A 16101-nucleotide genomic window follows, 5' to 3' on the forward strand; every position below is an offset into this window, starting at 1 on the left:
CCGGGCGCGGACGGTCGGACGGTTCCGGTCACCGTATTTAGGTGAGAGTGAAATTCGTCGGTGTGCGTTTGACGCGTTCAGTGCGATGTTCGTTCTCGCGATGTCGTTCTGTAGCTCACGTAGCCGTGTCACAGGACGGCAAGGAGGCCGGAACGGTCGGCCGTCGGTGCGGCGCACGCGGAAATGCTGCGGAAATGTTGCCGCGCGCGGACGGTCGGGCCGTTCCGGCCACCGTATTTAAGTGAGCGCAATTCGCGCCGCGAGAGCGCCGGACACGGCGGAATCTGCCATACGTGAGAGCGCGTCCTGATTCCCGCATCTGCCGGGCTGTACGAAAGGCCGCCGGACAGGTGCCGCGAAAAGGGAGGCAATCGTATGGAGGTGAGGTCTGCCGGCCCGCCGGGCTGGGTCGTGGGAGACCTGACGGTCTGTGGCGGGGGCCGCGTGATGCGCGTGGCCGCGTTGGGTGAGGTTCGCCCGGACACCGCGACTCTGGTGCCCGCCGCCGATCCCGGCGGTGCGCGTGAGTACGTGGTGACGGTGGCGCTCACGCCGATGCCCAAGGCCGCCGAGGTGGTCACCTGTCTTGGCTGCCTGGCCAAGACCCATTTGTGGGTCGACGCCACGCACACCAACCGGACTTCCGGGGCGCGCGTGCGGCTGATCCGCTGCTCACGCTGCTACATCGATGCCCTGGATTTCCGGGACTGCGAGATCCACGCGGTCAGCACGACCGTACGACCGCACCACCTGAGCCGCCGTCGCCGGTACTGACGGCCGCCTTTCCACCTTTCTGAACCTTTGGAGTCGCCATGGCGATGACGCATGCCCTGACCCTGCCACCCGGGTGGATCATCAGCTCTCGGCTGGTGCCCGCGTGGCAGATCGACGCCGATCACCTGTTGGAGGTGGAGGCCGCCGGGCGGACCGATGAGGGCCGGATCCGCTGGCGATACCGGCTGTCTCGGCGCCGCCGCACGATTTTCGCCGCGTCCGACATCTGCTCGGGTGTCGGCGCGGTTCTGACTCCCGGTGAGCTGATCAGCGCGGCCCGGACGGTCCTGCACTACCTCACGCTTCGACCGGGCGACACCGACGCCGACTATTTCGACTCCTACACCAGGGCTCAGGTGGAGTGGCGCGACCGGTACGCCGAGGAACTGTCGATCTACGCGATGGACGAGTGGTGCGGCTACTGCGGCGGCGACCACGCCTCGCCCGGCTGTCCGTCCCGCTGCGGGGGATGAGCGTGGCGCGTTGGTACGGGTTCTGGCACGGCGGCAACGGGTACGGCCCGCCGCAGCCGGATGACCTGGAGGAGTTCTCTTCACTGGCCGATGCCCAGCACACGCTGGCCGATCGGCACCGGTACGGCTACTGGCAGCGCTCGCACTTCGCCTTCACCCGCCGTGAGGCCGCCGACGTCCTCACCCCATGCGTGGGGGACGACTGCGAGATCACGCTGTACGGCTCCGCTGACGGGCTCGACTACCCCGATCGGCGGATCTTCCTTGGACCGCGCGGCGGCGTACGCATCGAGCGCTGCTGACTGCGCCCCTTTCTCATTCCGGATGTCCTCGGCTGACCGCGCCGGGGGTTTCTTCATTTCAGGAGGATGCTCATGACCTCTGGTCTGGATCACACGGTACGGCTGAGCCGTCCGGCGGACTTCATCGCGATCGTGCCCTACATGCTGGGCTTCCATCCCCAGCGAAGCATCGTCGCGATGGCGTTCGAACCCACCGCCGACCCTGACAGCACCGCCCGAGGGCTGCGGTTCAGCATGCGTTTCGACCTACCGGACAACTCCGAGGACACGCCCGACCTGGCCCGGCGCTTCGCCGAACTGCTCACCCGCAACGGAACCGAGCGGGCGATCCTCATCGGGTATGGGCCCGGCTGGCACGTCACACCCGTGATGGACGCCATACGCGGCTCACTGTCGGATGCGGGGATCGACACGATCGACGCGCTACGGGTCGAGGAGGGCCGCTACTGGTCGTACACGTGCCCCGATCCCGACTGCTGCTCACCAGACGGAGTCCCGTACGACCCGGGGAGCAACCCGGCCGCCGCGGCGGCGGTGTTCGCCGGGTACGTCGCCCGGCCCGACCGCGCGGCACTCGAAGCCATGCTCACCCCGGCCGGCGGACAGGACCGGGAACAGGTGCAGGCCGCCACACGGGAGGCCTGCGCTCAGGCGCGGAGCCTGCTCGCTGCTAGGAGTGATCACGACTGGTATCACGAGGGCCTTGCTCAGGTCGCCGCCGCGCTGGACCGTACCCAGGCTGGGCAGGAGCTGTCCGCCGATGAGGTCGCTTGGCTCGGTGTGAGGCTCAGTGCGATCTTCGTCCGTGACGCGGCGATGACCTTGATCGGCCGATACGACGACGACACCCACATCAGGCTGTGGACCCAACTCACCCGCAGGGTGGAACCGGATTTCGCCGCCCCTCCCGCCGCGCTGCTGGCGTTCCTCGCACTGCGCACCGGAGACGGACCCTTGGCGCGCGTCGCCGTGGAACGGGCGCTGTCGGTCGATCCCCGCTACAGCCTTGCGGGCTTGATCCGTACTGCCCTGGACTGCGGGCTACCGCCGGAGACCGTCTGCGGCATGGACTTCGCGGGCATGGCCGACGAGATCGCCGACAAGGCTGCGCAGTGCCCGGACCTTGCGCGACCGGTGCTACCGGTGGGGTGGTGAACGGGATGGGCCACGCCTCCACCCGATCAATGGCGCTGGTCGGTCTGCATCCACAGCTTGTGGACATTGAAGCCGACGCCGTTCCCGGCGACGCGGAGTTGTATCTGGTCGGCCTGCCGGAGCTATCGGTCTGGCCTGCCCGTGCGCGGATCCGGGCCGCGATCCTCAACAGCGGAACGCCGTGGCCGGACACGACAATCACGGTGAGCGTGTCACCGATGATCCCGCCGGTCTACGACGCGGCGGCCGATCTCGCGCTGGCCGTGGCGCTGCTTTCCGCCGCCGGTGTCATCCCGCCCGAACGGGTCACGGGGCGGGTGTTCCTCGGCGAACTGGCCCTGGACGGCGGGATCCGCCCGGTCAGAGGCGTCCTGCCGATGGTGGCTGCGGCTGTCCGGGCTGGAATCAGCAGAGTGGTCGTCCCCGCCGAATGCGCTCGGGAGGCGGCGCAGGTGCCCGGCGCCGTGGTGATGCCCGTCACCCGGCTGGCCGACGTGGTCGATCAGCTCCGCCACGGGATTCTCCGCGATCATCACGACCAGGAGCCGGAGTCTGCGCCGTCATCGTCATTCGCCGGGGACCTGGCCGATGTGCCCGGCAACCAGGCTGCCCGCCACGCGCTCGAGGTCTGCGCGGCGGGCGGGCACCACCTGTTCCTGTCCGGCGACGGCCCGGCCACGATGCTCGCCGAACGCCTTCCGGGCATCCTGCCGCCGCTGACCGACGAGGCCGCCCGCCAGGTCGCCGAGATCTACTCGCTGGCCGGACAATCTGACAGGGCGCCTGGGGTCACGCCGCCGCTGTCCGCGCCGCATCACTCGGAGACTCCTGCGGCGATCCTCGGCAGTGTGGCGGCCAATCGCCCCGGCGCGGTCTCACTCGCCCACCGTGGCGTACTGCATCTGGCCGACGCGCCGGAGTTCACCCGCCCGGTCCTCGACGGCCTGTGCCAGCCGCTGGACAGCGGACAGGTCCATCTCGCGGGCCTGGGCCGGACCGTCCGCTACCCGGCGCGGTTCACCCTGGTTGTCGACGCCCGCCCCTGCCCATGTCTCGAACGGCGGGAGTGTGCCTGCACACCGGAGGTCAGGCGTCGCTACCGGGCGCGCCTGGCCCTGCTCCTGCCGCGTGTCGCCGTACGCGCGCCTATTGAGCAGAGCAATCGCGGGACGCGGGCGGGTGAGCCGAGTGCGGCGGTGGCCGCGCGGGTGCTCGCAGCGAGAGTGCGGGCGGCTCACCGGCTGGCCGACACACCGTGGCGGACCAACGCCGAGGTACCAGCGTCAGACCTGCGGACACGCTTTCCCGCCGCACCGGAGGCCGCCGAGCTGCTCCGATCGGCGGTCAACACCGGGCTCGTGACGGCTGACGGGCTTGCCCGGCTGCTGCGCGTGGCCTGGACGCTGGCCGACCTGCGCGGCGTCGACCGCCCGCAGTTCGACGATGCGGTGGGCGCCCTTGAGCTGTGGAAGGGGGCCGACAGCGATGGAGCCCGGTGACCGTGTCCTGGTCCGCCCCTTTTTCCACATCCCGGTGCGGCCGTGGTGGACGGAGTCTTATCAGTCTCCGTTTTACTACCCGGGCAAAGTGACCAAGGTCAACAAGCAGCGCGAACGCGCCCACGTGGAACTGGACGAGTCGCTCTATCCCACACCGTGGCAGGACCGCATCCAGCTCTTCCACATCAGCGACATCCACAGATACGGCTGCCGCTGCCAGGAGTGTGCCAAGCCCGGCCGGGACATCTACCGATTCCGTGCCGACCAAGAACGCATGCGCAACGAAGAGCAGCCATAAAGCCGCTTGCCGATCGGCGGGCACTGTCCCGATTCGGGAAATCCGCTAAACCTCTTACGCCTGCACCGAATCAGGTTGCAGCGCGTCAGGGCCTTAGGGGCGGACGTTCGGGCCGCAACGGCCCCCGTATTTATATGCCAGCAATGAGCGTCTATTCGGTCGAAGTGATGCCGCTCGATTGGCTCAGTCTGCGCTCTGGGCGGGCCTGCTTTGAACCCGTCAATCAATAATGCGAAAGGAGTCCGTGAGTGAACGAATGGGAGATCGAGGAACTGGTGATCGAGGTCGCCGAGCATCTGGACGGCTTCAGCCCTCTGGTACGGCCCGGTCATCCGGCCTACCTGACGGGACCGGCCGGCGCCCGGCTCGTCGTGCATCCGATCTGGAATCAGCGGGGGCGGATCAGAGTGCTCGGCGTCTACCCCGACGGCAGCAGAGGAACGCTTCCTCACCTGAGGCGGCATGAGATCACGGTGACGGCGGCGCGAGGGGCGAAGTTCGTCGCGAAGAGGATCGAGCGCCGCCTACTGCCCGACTACCGGCGAGACCTGCTGGCCTGCCGTGAGCGGCTGGCAAAGAGGGCGGCCGAGAACGGCACGCGGGCCGAGATCGCCGAAACCCTGGTAGAGCTGCTGCCGGAAGCCTCGCTCACCGAGAACGAGCGAGAGACCGTCGTCCGGTGGCGCCTGGACGGTGCTTCCGGCTCGTTCACCGTGTACGGCGACACCACGAGCGCGATTGAAATTCGCGCGGCTGATCGTGAACTGACCGAACGCATGGCCTACGCCGTACAGCACCGCTCCACGTGACCTCGCTTCGGCGCTCACGCTGGAGAGGCGGGCGAATCCGGAAAGCTGACTTACCAAAAGCATCGACAGCATCGAGGGGCACCGGCTACGGCCGGTGCCTTTCTCATTTCCATCGAGGGGGAGAAGGAACATGTCCAAGGAGTCTCTGGAGTGGTTGAACGCCAACACCTTGATCGGCTTCACCGAGAAGCGTGGTACGGCCTGGCACTACCGGGCGAGCATGCAGGGCGAGGAGCCGAACCACTATCCCGGCCCGATCCCTGTGGACGACGTCAAGCGGCGGCTGTTCGGCTGGGAGGCGCTGAGCAGCCCGATCTACGTGGAGGACCCGCGAGGCGGGCTTGCCCAGGTGCCCGGAAGGCAGGCCATCCTGCGCAGCGACAACGGCCACGTGATGGGCATCTTCTCCGACGGCTACGAACCGCACCCCTACGTGGAGTGGCTCATCAACACCATTTCCCGGCTCCTCGACGCCGACCTGTCGATCGGCTCCGCCGGGCTGCTCAAGGGCGGAGCGGTCGCCTGGGTATCGGTCGAGGTGCCCGAGAACGTCATCACGCCGGAAGGCGTCGAGTTCCGGCCCCACCTGTTCGGGGCGACGTCCTTTGACGGCTCGCTGGCCACGACGTTCAAACGAGCGGTGACCAACATCGTCTGTGACAACACGATGGCCGCCGGCCTTGCCGAGCGCGGGCAGCAGGTGAAGATCAAGCATTCCCGGCATTCAAAGTTCCGGCTCGCCGAGGCCCGCGAGGCGCTGCACATCGTGTATGCACTGGCCGACGAATTCTCAACGGCGGTACGCGAACTGTGCCGCGTTGAGGTCACCGAGCGGCAGTGGCAGGCATTCCTGGACGCCCACGCACCGATGCCGCGAGAGCGAGGCCGCAGCCGCACCATGGCGGAAAGTAAGCGAGACGCCCTGGCCAAGCTCTGGAACCACGACCTCCGAGTGGCTCCGTGGCGTGGTACGGCCTGGGGCGTGGTCCAGGCGGTGAACACTTTCACGCACCACGAGCAGAACGTACGCGGCGCCGAGCGAGCTGAGCGAAACATGCTCCGCGCGGTGACGGGCGGCATCGACGAGCTCGACCGCGGCACCCTGTGCACACTGGCCGCCGTGCTGGATCAGCCGCTCGCCATGGCTCTCTGACATCACACTCACACGGCTCCCCGTCCCGCAAGGGGCGAGGAGTCGTAGTCAACGGAAGGAGGTTGCGTGTTCCCTAAGCGCTCCCGCATGCAAGGGCTGCCAGCACCCAGCAAAGATCGTCGGAGCGTCGGCCGAAGCGGGCGCCGCAATCCACGCTCGCATGAGAAACGGCTTCGGGAGACGGACCAGCGAGCACTTCGCGCCCGCAGGGCACGTGGTTCGAGCCGTCTCGCAAATCTCCCATCACGTCTGGCCAGATTGGCGCCCGTGTCTTCGACGCGCTGGTGGCCACCAGCCGTCTGAGGCGCCACCGCGACGATAGAGCTTCTCCGGGATCTCCCCCTCGTACGACCGTTTCTGAAACCCTGGTGCACTGTAAACGCCGCGAGCGAGGGGGCCAGAGGCGACATGAACGAGGCGACCGCACATCTACTGTTCGACGTGGTGGAGCGTCTGGAGAAGAACATCGTGGCTCGCGAGTGCCCGGCGATCATCGCGCTCGAGGGCGGGCGGAAGCTGATTCTGAGCGATTACGACTACCTGCGCGATAGCTCGACTGCGGCGGCGTTCGAGGCCAGGGCAGCTGAGAAGGCGGCTGAGATCGACGCGGCTCGATGGGTGCTTGCGGTTCCGCAGGTGTGGGTTTTCAAGCCGCCGAGCACGATCGCAGTGCGAGCCGTCTCCAATCACCCTCTGCGGGAAGGTGAGCAAGAAGCCATCACGTGGATGAGCTTCGACCGGGGTGACGGCGTCGACTACGGGCGAGTCGCGTACGCGCGTCGCCCCAGCGGAGAGCCCGTCTTCGAGGAGCCAGAAATCTTCGAGGTCGGGATCCGACCAAGGAACGAGATGCCTGGCTTCCTGCTGTTGCAGCGATGTTTGGGAGAGGAGTGAGGGCCGGCTCGCGAAGAACCGGCCCTCCGACCAACTTCAACTCTGTGATCAAAGGCAGATTGAGATCGGTCATCGCGATCCTACGGCCTACTGCGAGTCGTCACTGGGATTGGCTTGTTGCGCCCACCAGGCACCGTGGGATCATTCGACGAGCGGCACGCTGACGCTACATGACGGTGGCGATCCGATGGCCCTGTTGCAGGTTCGCCTGCGTCATGCCCGCGCTTTCCGATGTGCGCGTGTTCCCCTGTGAAATGGGCCGACTGGAGCTCAACCAGGCAGCAAGCTGGCTCGGACGGGGCGCTGCTCAATCATCGGTGCGGCTCCACTGGGTCGAGAGCCGCGGAAGTGTCGGCGTCAAGTCCTACAGTGGTCACGTGTCGGTTCCACGCCCCAACCAGAGGTCAGGTCCGCTCGCTGGCCACGTCAGGAAGGGCCGCACCTATCGGTCCCCGCTCGCTGCGACAGGCGTCCTGCAGATCGGAGATTGGGTGCGGGATGATTTGCCAGATTTGTTGTGGCCGGTGCTCACGCTGTCCGAGCTCGGGACCGCAGAAGCCGTCCGATTCGTCCGCTGGCAGAAGGCCGTTCAGGAAGACCTCTCGGGAGAGGTCGAGCCACGCTTCATCGCCGAGTGCCTTGATGGCCGACTTACCAGCCTCGACCGGCTCGCTGCGCAAGTTCCGAACGCGAAGGCGGTGGTCAAGGCCCGGGCTGAGGAATATGGATTGCTCCCGGAATCCGTCGTGAGCGCGTTGGCTTCCTACCCGCTCCGCCCGGCTGAGTGGCTTGTGGATTGTGCAATGACACCTCCCGGCCCGGAAGAGATCGATCTGCTTGCTCGGGCTGTGCTCGGGGTACTCAAGGATGAGCACCGCGAAGCCGTTATCAAGTGCCTTTACATTTGGAGCGCCGTCCAGGCAGGTACCTTTAGTGCGAGCGCCGAGACGATCGAATTGCTGCAAGCCTATCCGAATGACTTCGAGACACGCGGCAAGGCGGACTCGGCTGTGCGGTCGATGTGGGGGGCGCACAAGGGGTTGCTGGTCCACAAAGACAAGAGCCACTTCGCGAACGCCGTCAGGTGGGCCAAGGTCTTCTGGGGTGCGAACTCTATGACCTCACGTTGCATGCGGCGCCGCGAATTCGATGCGGACGAGTCCGGCATCCAGGAGAGCACCGTGAATCTACGGACGGGCACAGCCTTCAATGGCGAGGAACCTGCCCCTGCCGGGGTGCCGGCCGAGGGTGCTCATCTTCGCCAGCTGGCGATGGATCTGCTCTCCAGTTATGTGGAGGCGCTCGAGACGTCGCCTGCGCGCCTTCACGACCGGGAACAGCAGGAGGTTCAGGCGGGGCTTGTCGCACGCGCCGGACGCGATGTGATCACAGCGCTCGGCGCACCGGACTTGTGGTGTATGGAGCACGGGGCCCACATCATCCGGGTGCTGGTGGAGATCCGCATCTACATCCAGTGGATGGCGCGGCAGGACCCATCGATTTATCGCGCCTTCCAGGAGTATGGAGCTGGTAAGGCGAAGCTGTACGCACGAATCATGGACGAACTGCCTGAGGAAGCGAGACGGCCTGATTTCGAGGAGGCCATCAAGGAATTGGAGACGTTAAGTCACAACGACGAGGTTATCGATCACCGAGTTGTCGATACCCGCGACTCCTTCGCGGAGGGAAAGTCTATACGGGCCATGGCTGAAGAATGCGGCCTTCTAGATCTCTACCGCCAGGCGTACTCCATGGCGAGCGGGGTCGCACACTCCGAATGGTGGTCAATTGAGGCTCATGCGATGGAGCGCTGCCTGAACGTGCTTCACGGAGGGCACCTCATCCCAAGTCTTTCTCTCAATTCGGGGGGGAATGTCGACCTCGCGACATCATGGGTGAATCAGCTCTACACGCTGATCCGAATCAGCCTACAGATCCTCGGGACCGACGAGAACGCAGTAGAAGCCGCATTTGCCTGGCTCGGCGCGGAGGCGGACGAGGAAGCGACCGGGGGCGGACCCGCAGACGAGGGAGGAGTGGGCACCACCGGCCCTGCTTGACCGCGAGGGCCCTCGATCTGCCGCAGATGTGCCGTCTCGGGTGTACGCCGATCGCCTAATCTAGGTCGGTGCCTAGCCTCCAGGCAGCCCATCGGGGATACGAGTACCAGGACTTGCTCTCTGCGAGCCGCCTGGTCGATCTCGTGCTGGGGACACTTTCCGCTGCACACGTCGACGTCAAGCAAGTGGGCGACGACCGATTCGACGATCTCACGGTCATCACGATCGATGGTCGGCGCGAACGAACACAGTTCAAGCACACCGACAACGACGACAAGCCGTTGGCGGCGGAGACTTTTACGACGGACGGACGCGATCTGCGGCTCGATCGCCTTGTGGCGGCAGCCGTCGCTGATCGGGACGGTCCGGGCAACAGTGCTGCCGATCTTGCGTTTCGTGTCGTACTTCGGGATACCTATCCCGTGGATGAGGCATTGACTGCTGTTCTGGTGCCGGCCAACCCTGATCCAGGCCCTTTCGTCGCGGGTATGCAAACGCGGCGGCTGCGGTTTGACGTTGACCAGCTCTGGCCGCTAGCTTCGGCCGAAGCTGCGGCGGGGATTAGATCAGGACACTCTAGGTTTGCGTTTCTCCGCTCCGGACCCAAGGCCGTTGACCGGGTTGACTTGGCGTGGCTATGTGAGCGTCTGGTCGTCGAGGTCGAAGCACCTAGGTCGAGCGGAATCATGCTCGAGCCGGGACCGGCGGAACGGATTCTCCTGACGAGGGTCCGTACCGAGGTCGGCGCGGAGTCCTATCCCAACGCAGGCCGGTCAGCGGAGGATGTGGCGGAAGCGTTCGCAACCTTTGCGCGACAAGCGCGTCAGGGAGTGAGCACGCCGACGGCGGAAGCCATGCTCCAACGTGCACAGCTCAGGCGAGACTTTGGGGCCGTATCCCGGGCTCACCCTGTTGACCGGTTGGTCGAAGTGGCTCGCCCGACGACTGTGGCGGACGTTCACAAAGCGGCGGAGCGAGCGGCGTCGCAGGCTGTTCCGCTGGTGCTCACCGGGCCGCCAGGCCAGGGCAAATCCTGGGTCTGTGATCAGCTTGTCCGGGACCTGATCTCGGCCGGTTGGCTGGTCGCTGAGCACTATTGCTTTCTCAATGACACGCTCGACGAGCGCGATGAGCGTGTGCAGGTCGAGACCGTCTTCGGCAGTTTGCTGTGGCGGCTGGCGGAGGCCGATCCGAGCTTGGTGGATGCCCAGCGGCCGCGGTATGCCGCGGACGATGTGGCGCTGGCCAACGCTGTTACCCGTGCTGTACGGGCTCAGCCCGACCGTCGGGTAGCTCTGATTGTCGATGGCCTTGATCATGTCGCGCGGATCGTGTCGTCTCGGCCAGGTGCCGATCCTTCCGCGGCTGTGGCGTCAGCGCTGGCTGCACTTGATGTTCCGGCCGGCAGCGTCCTGATCGTGCTTAGCCAGCCCGGTGACCACCTTGCGCCCCTGCAGAACGCAGGTGCCCGCAATTTTGAGATCCCTCGTCTGACCGAAGCGGAGCTTGGTGCGCTGGCGGCGAACTTCGGCCTGGTTGTGGGTCCAGAGACCATGGACCCGATCGTCGAGGAGCAGCAGACCGATACCTTCCTCGCGGTACTCGCGGAACGGTCCCGCGGTAACGCTCTGTACGCCACCTACCTTTGCCGGGAAGTGCTGGCGCGCCCCGACGCTGAGGCTGATCCGAAGGCCGCCCTCCGCGCGCTTCCACCGTTCGATGGCACATTGGAGAATTACTACACCCACCTGACCGTCACGCTCGGACCAGGTTCGGGCGTGGCGGACGTCATCGGCCTGCTCGATTTCCCGGTCAACCGGGCCGAGCTGGCAGAGATGAGGCCGGACCTCTCTCATCGGCTGGACGAGGCGCTTGCGACGCTGGCGCCCGTCTTGGCCGAACGGGCCGCTCAGGGCGGACTCCGCGTTTACCACGAGTCCTTCTCGCGCTTTCTGCGGCGACGCATCGAGAGTAATCCGGGTGCGCTGGCGGCCAATCTTCGATTCGTAGTCGACTGGCTCGCGGCTCGTGGCTTCTATAGCGACGAGCGGGCGTTCCGCTTCCTGCTGCCGACGCTAGCCGCGGCCGGGCGTGACCGAGAGGTAATTGACCTGGTCGATGTCGACTTCGCTGCCAATGCGGTGGCTGGCGGACATCCGGCGTCGGCGATTGCGGCCAACCTCGCGGTCGCGACCAGTTGCGCCGGACGTCTGGGCGAACTGCCCGCGTTGACCCGTTGCATCGAGCTGGCTCGCGCAGCTCAGTCCTTCGAGGACGAGCGCTTGGACTCCGCCATGGTGGACTACATCGACGTGCCGATGGCACTGCTTGGGGGCGAAGAGTTCGCAAGCAGGCTGATGTTCGAGGGTAAGACCGCCGTACCTGCGCGAGCTGGGCTCCAACTGTGCGCGGCCATCGATGCTGCGGGAGCGGTGGCTCCCTGGCGGGACTACTTGCGCGCCTTCGCGAAGTGGCAGGAAAGCGACAGAACGTCCTACGGGCCTGAGTCCAGCCGAGCGGTTGCCCTGGCCTGGGTACGTGGGCAGCTGCGGCAGACGTCAACCGGAGACACCCGCGTGCAGTCGCAACACGCTCGCATTGCCCGCTTCCTCAATGACACCGAGCTTCCGTCCGACGAAGTCATCCCTATCGTCGCCGATGTGTTAGGCATCCAGCCCGCAGCGGAGCTCGTCGATCACCTGGCAAGCCCCGCGGCCGCGGCGCTCGCCCTCGCCGAAATCGCTCGTCACTCGACCGACCCAGGCGATGAGGGTTTGCTCGCCCGGCTGGTGCCTCTCGCGACACAACAGTACGCGCCGGGTAGCGCTCACCGCCTGATCGAGCTCGGCGCCGCACTCGAGGAGATCGACAATGCGTCCATCAGCGAGATGCGAACCTCACTGATGGCGCTCACTCAGAAGGTCACGAGCCAGAACGCCCTCCGCGCGGAGGATCGGGTGCCGATCTGGCTCGATCAGTGTGCGATTGCTGCTCGCCGTGATCCGACCATCCTTCCGATCGTTGAAGGCTTGCTTGGCGGCGAAGGGTGGTACCGGTGCTGGCTGCGATTCGTGGTGGCGCTGGTACAGGCGGAAGCTGCGGAAAGCGACAGAGCACGGCTCGCACTGGACGCTCTCCGTCTCCTCACCGGCGAGCTGAACCCGTTCACAGGTGATCCGCGAGCTTGCGACCTTTACCCGATTCAGGCGCAGATCGCAGATACGCTTCGCCGTGCCGTCGCTCTACTTGACGACGGCGCCTGGGCGGCGGCCTTGGCCATCCTCCAGCAAGTTACGGAGGGGGTGGGGGTGTCTTTGCGTGGCCTGGATGCCGGTCCTCTCACTCCAGATTCCTTGCTGACGCTAGCGATTGACGCGACGACCACACCAGCCCGCCGCCCGGCCACCCAGGCCCTGCTCGACAACGCACTCACCTATGGTGGAGGAGACCGCTACTACTCGACTTTGGCCGAGTACAGGCTCATGGCGGCACGCTTCTCGATCATTTGCGGGGACACGAGCCAGGCGCAGGCATATTGGAGTGAAGCCTGTCGCCTGATGACCGCATACGGTTTTCACAAGGACATCACGATCTACGAGGTCCTCGATCCGCTTCCGAACCTCATCGCCGTAGATCCGGCGCGTGCCCGGATCCGGCTCGCGCAGGTGCAGCCGACCTGCGAGCGGGTGGTGCTCCACACCGATGGGAAAAGCACCCGTAGCGCCTGGACTCAATGGTGGACCTTCCTTGCCAAGGCCGACCCTGCCGCACTCACTCAGCTGGCCGTACCGGCGCTGCTGAAACGGTGCGGCCATGTATACGACCTCTACAACGGCGCGCTGGAAGACCTGTGGCGATCCTGGCATCGCCTCGCTGACCCGGTCGTCGCAGGCGCACTGAGACTGGCGCTGCCGATGCCGCTAGACGACGCGGACCCTGCCATGGCGGAACAGCTCGCCGACATCGCCGACGGTTCTGGCGCGGACCTTCCCGGGCGGCTGCTCACTCTTCTTCTGGCGCGCGCCGACGAACGTCCGCTCCGCTATCCGTACAGCAACAGTGATGATTTGATCGGCGAGGACAACACGCGAGTAGAGGCGATCAACTTGGTGGCGGCACAGGTGAACGCTCCGCAGATCTGCCTCACACACGCCGTCGATGAGAAGCCAGCCGAGAGCCCAACTCCCAGCGCACGGCCGGCACCACCCGCGGACATGCAACAGAGTGCTGCCGGAGGGTTCCCCAGCGGTGCTGTCGGCGTGGCCCGCGCCATCCGCACCTGGCGGCGCCGCCCCTATGAGTCGGCCAGCCCGGACTGGGCACCCGAACGATTTGCCAACATCATCGGTTACCGCCTGGTCGAACTCGCGGAGGCCGGGGCCGTACAGCAGGCAGAAGCCGCGTTGCACACCCTTGCCGGCGCCCTAGAAACGTTCGACCGCAGTGGCCTGCTCATCTCTCTTGGCAAGGGCCTCGAACGCCATGGCCAATCTCGCCTCGCCGCTGCGGCCCTTGCCTTGGCGTGGACCCGAACGCGCGGGAACGGCGGCTGGATGAACTTCGGCGGTGAAACCGAGCTTGACTCGCTCCGCCACGCCACGCGGCTCGATGCAGACACCGCCTGGGCGACTGTCGCCTCCGAGGTCACTCGAGTAGTCGCAGGCAGTCACCACGGCTCTTACGGCGTCAGCCAAGCGTTGATCCACGCCAGCCTCGTGAGCGGCCTCAGGACCCAGAAAGAGCCACACGACGCAGCATTCGCCGCCTGGGACGAGGCGCACGCAGTGATCGCCCTCCGAACGCCGAGGATGGCCGACGAGGACGATCCGGACGAGCCCTACACGCCGCCTCCACAGAGCCTGACCGCCAACCCAACCGGCGAGATCAACGTCGTGTTCAGCGAAGCCGTCATTGGTGCCCTGGCACATCCTGGCCAAGAGAACCGCCGGCGTGCCCTCCTAGCTTTGGAGATCCTCCTTACACATCGCCCGGAGGCCATGGCCAAAGCATTGGCGGCCACCCTGCCTGCCCTGGACGAGCCCGCGTTGCTGTCGTGGCTGCTCAAGGTGGTCGCGGGCGTCGACGCGGCGCAGCCAGCAGTCGCAGACCTGTGCCACGACGTTCTCCAACGCCACGCAAACGGCCCATACCTGACCGTGCGCGCATTGGCATCACGGCTCCTAGGAGACCGGGCCGCCCCACCGCCCGTGACAGCCCCCGACGCAGCTCTTCTCGCCACCGGAATGTTGTGGCGGCCTGCCGGAGACGAGCCAGGCAGCGAGGAAGCGGCCAGATTGGTAGGTGCCGCGGCCGGCTACAGGCTAACGGCAGCCGAGGATTTGCTGCCCTACATCAGCCGCGCCGTCATCGCACGCGTTGAAGCGGCGATCGTGGACACGGACCTCATGAACAAGATCGATCGTGAAGCACAGGACCTAGCTGACACCAACCACAAGCGTTGGGCTGATGCGTTTACAGGCCGCCACGCGCTGGTGGAGGACGCCCTGCAACGGGCCGCAGCCGGTGGTCGCTCAGCCCTCCTTGCCGCCGGAAGACCTCCCGCCGACCCTGCTTCATGGGAGCACACGCTGGCCCACGTCCTGCTTAACGATCCCTCGTTGCCTCTCGCGATCGAACGCACCCGCCAACCCCGCCCGAACATCATTGCGCCGCCGGGAGCAAGAGACCCGATCTGGCTCCAAGCGCGCGATATCGCCTTAGGCGCAGGACAACAGCGACGATCCGCCGACGCTGACCTACTCATAACGGTGGCGTCACCAGCCCTCGAAGGCTTCTGCGGCACCGTTGATGCCGGCCGCTTCCGCCACTGGCGGATAATTGCCTCGGTCGAGGAGCGCACGGTGTTGCCGGTTTGGCCAGAGAAGACCGACCTCCTGAGACAGTCGGGCCGTGATCACGCGCTAGAACTGCGGCAGCCCAACGATGCGGCAGGACTCAATAGCCGCCCCTTCGCTAGCGATACCACAGCAAACTGGCTCGTCCCCACGCCCCCGCTGCTTAACAGCATTGCACCCAAGACGAGCCTTCCATTGATTGGCATGGACCTTGACGGTGACTACCTGGCCGACACTCCGAACGGCTTCGGCGTGCATAGCCCGCTTCTCGTCCCGACTCTTCGGCTGAAGCTGGTACTTGGCCTTCAGCCAGCCGAGGAGCCATTCGTACTTCACGATGATACCGGGCCTGCGTTGGCCATGATTACCTGGCGCAGTCACTACCAGACTAGCGACTACTATCTGCCTTGGCCGCGCACATGGGGCACGATACTGGCGGTAAGTCCAAAAGCCTTTGAGAAACTCATCGCTTGGGGAGAGGGCTGTTTGGTAATTCGAGAGGTAATCCACGGAGATCCATCGCTCGCCGACCCCGCAGCCTCTATGTAGTGTGAGGTCCCAATATCCCAACCATTTGTATTCCTGGCCTCCTCGGTGAGGCGGGCCTCCTATGGCCCGCCTAGACATCCCCAGAGCTCTCAGCTTCGTTCTGAAGAACGCCTAAGAATTGATGGGTTCCGACCCTCGCACCCGGGTTCCGCAGTTCGTAGCCACACGCGGGTGATCGCTGAGACGATGGTGCAGGCCAGCGGCTCGCGTACTACCGCTCCGGTGTCAGCGACCTCGGAAGTGTAGTAACACGTTTGGAGAATTGGGCCTCCTACTGGCT

General features: G+C 65.7%; 11 protein-coding genes. All 11 read left to right on the forward strand.

The features are described from left to right. The first annotated feature begins 375 nt into the window (after window positions 1-375). The 11 genes from QSK36_RS13145 (at window position 376) to QSK36_RS13195 (ending at window position 15821) form a co-directional block, all read left to right on the forward strand. Window positions 376-774 carry a hypothetical protein gene (locus QSK36_RS13145; RefSeq protein ID WP_285782589.1) on the forward strand — a complete coding sequence of 133 codons (399 nt, stop codon included), beginning with the start codon at window positions 376-378 and terminating at the stop codon, window positions 772-774. A 38-nt stretch (window positions 775-812) separates the two neighbouring features. Next, on the forward strand, window positions 813-1247 hold the full coding sequence (locus QSK36_RS13150; RefSeq protein WP_285782590.1) for a hypothetical protein: 435 nt from the start codon (window positions 813-815) through the stop codon (window positions 1245-1247). Continuing rightward, window positions 1244-1549 (forward strand): hypothetical protein, encoded by a 306-nt coding sequence (locus tag QSK36_RS13155; protein WP_285782591.1) that lies wholly within the window; start codon window positions 1244-1246, stop codon window positions 1547-1549. Before QSK36_RS13150 ends, QSK36_RS13155 begins: the two co-directional genes overlap by 4 nt. A 72-nt stretch (window positions 1550-1621) precedes the next feature. After that, a complete protein-coding gene (locus QSK36_RS13160) occupies window positions 1622-2704 on the forward strand; it encodes a DUF4192 domain-containing protein (RefSeq protein ID WP_285782592.1) in 1083 nt (360 codons plus the stop codon). A 59-nt stretch (window positions 2705-2763) separates the two neighbouring features. Continuing rightward, window positions 2764-4203: an ATP-binding protein gene (locus QSK36_RS13165; RefSeq protein WP_285782593.1), complete on the forward strand. Its 1440-nt coding sequence runs from the start codon at window positions 2764-2766 to the stop codon at window positions 4201-4203. An 88-nt stretch (window positions 4204-4291) separates the two neighbouring features. Then, on the forward strand, window positions 4292-4501 hold the full coding sequence (locus QSK36_RS13170; RefSeq protein WP_285782594.1) for a hypothetical protein: 210 nt from the start codon (window positions 4292-4294) through the stop codon (window positions 4499-4501). Between the two features lie 248 nt (window positions 4502-4749). Continuing rightward, window positions 4750-5310 (forward strand): hypothetical protein, encoded by a 561-nt coding sequence (locus QSK36_RS13175; RefSeq protein ID WP_285782595.1) that lies wholly within the window; start codon window positions 4750-4752, stop codon window positions 5308-5310. Window positions 5311-5440: 130 nt separating this feature from the next. Further along, window positions 5441-6463, forward strand: a complete 1023-nt coding sequence (locus tag QSK36_RS13180; RefSeq protein WP_285782596.1) for a DUF932 domain-containing protein — start codon at window positions 5441-5443, stop codon at window positions 6461-6463. A 408-nt stretch (window positions 6464-6871) separates the two neighbouring features. Then, entirely contained in the window at window positions 6872-7357 is a 486-nt protein-coding gene (locus QSK36_RS13185; protein WP_285782597.1) for a hypothetical protein, read from the forward strand. Between the two features lie 170 nt (window positions 7358-7527). Further along, window positions 7528-9417, forward strand: a complete 1890-nt coding sequence (locus tag QSK36_RS13190) for a DUF5677 domain-containing protein (protein ID WP_285782598.1) — start codon at window positions 7528-7530, stop codon at window positions 9415-9417. A gap of 68 nt (window positions 9418-9485) precedes the next feature. Beyond that, complete coding sequence (locus QSK36_RS13195) at window positions 9486-15821, forward strand: ATP-binding protein (protein WP_285782599.1); 6336 nt, start codon at window positions 9486-9488, stop codon at window positions 15819-15821. Window positions 15822-16101 lie beyond the last annotated feature (280 nt).

It is taken from the genome of Microbispora sp. NBRC 16548 (genome assembly GCF_030268985.1).
GTDB lineage: Bacteria > Actinomycetota > Actinomycetes > Streptosporangiales > Streptosporangiaceae > Microbispora > Microbispora catharanthi.

What these genes read in the sequence shown, in the direction of transcription:
- QSK36_RS13150 (WP_285782590.1), top strand. Translation starts at nt 813, where the DNA reads ATGGCGATGACGCATGCCCTGACCCTGCCACCCGGGTGGATCATCAGC.
- QSK36_RS13190 (WP_285782598.1), top strand. Translation starts at nt 7,528, where the DNA reads ATGACGGTGGCGATCCGATGGCCCTGTTGCAGGTTCGCCTGCGTCATG.
- QSK36_RS13155 (WP_285782591.1), top strand. Translation starts at nt 1,244, where the DNA reads ATGAGCGTGGCGCGTTGGTACGGGTTCTGGCACGGCGGCAACGGGTAC.
- QSK36_RS13185 (WP_285782597.1), top strand. Translation starts at nt 6,872, where the DNA reads ATGAACGAGGCGACCGCACATCTACTGTTCGACGTGGTGGAGCGTCTG.
- QSK36_RS13160 (WP_285782592.1), top strand. Translation starts at nt 1,622, where the DNA reads ATGACCTCTGGTCTGGATCACACGGTACGGCTGAGCCGTCCGGCGGAC.
- QSK36_RS13145 (WP_285782589.1), top strand. Translation starts at nt 376, where the DNA reads ATGGAGGTGAGGTCTGCCGGCCCGCCGGGCTGGGTCGTGGGAGACCTG.
- QSK36_RS13180 (WP_285782596.1), top strand. Translation starts at nt 5,441, where the DNA reads ATGTCCAAGGAGTCTCTGGAGTGGTTGAACGCCAACACCTTGATCGGC.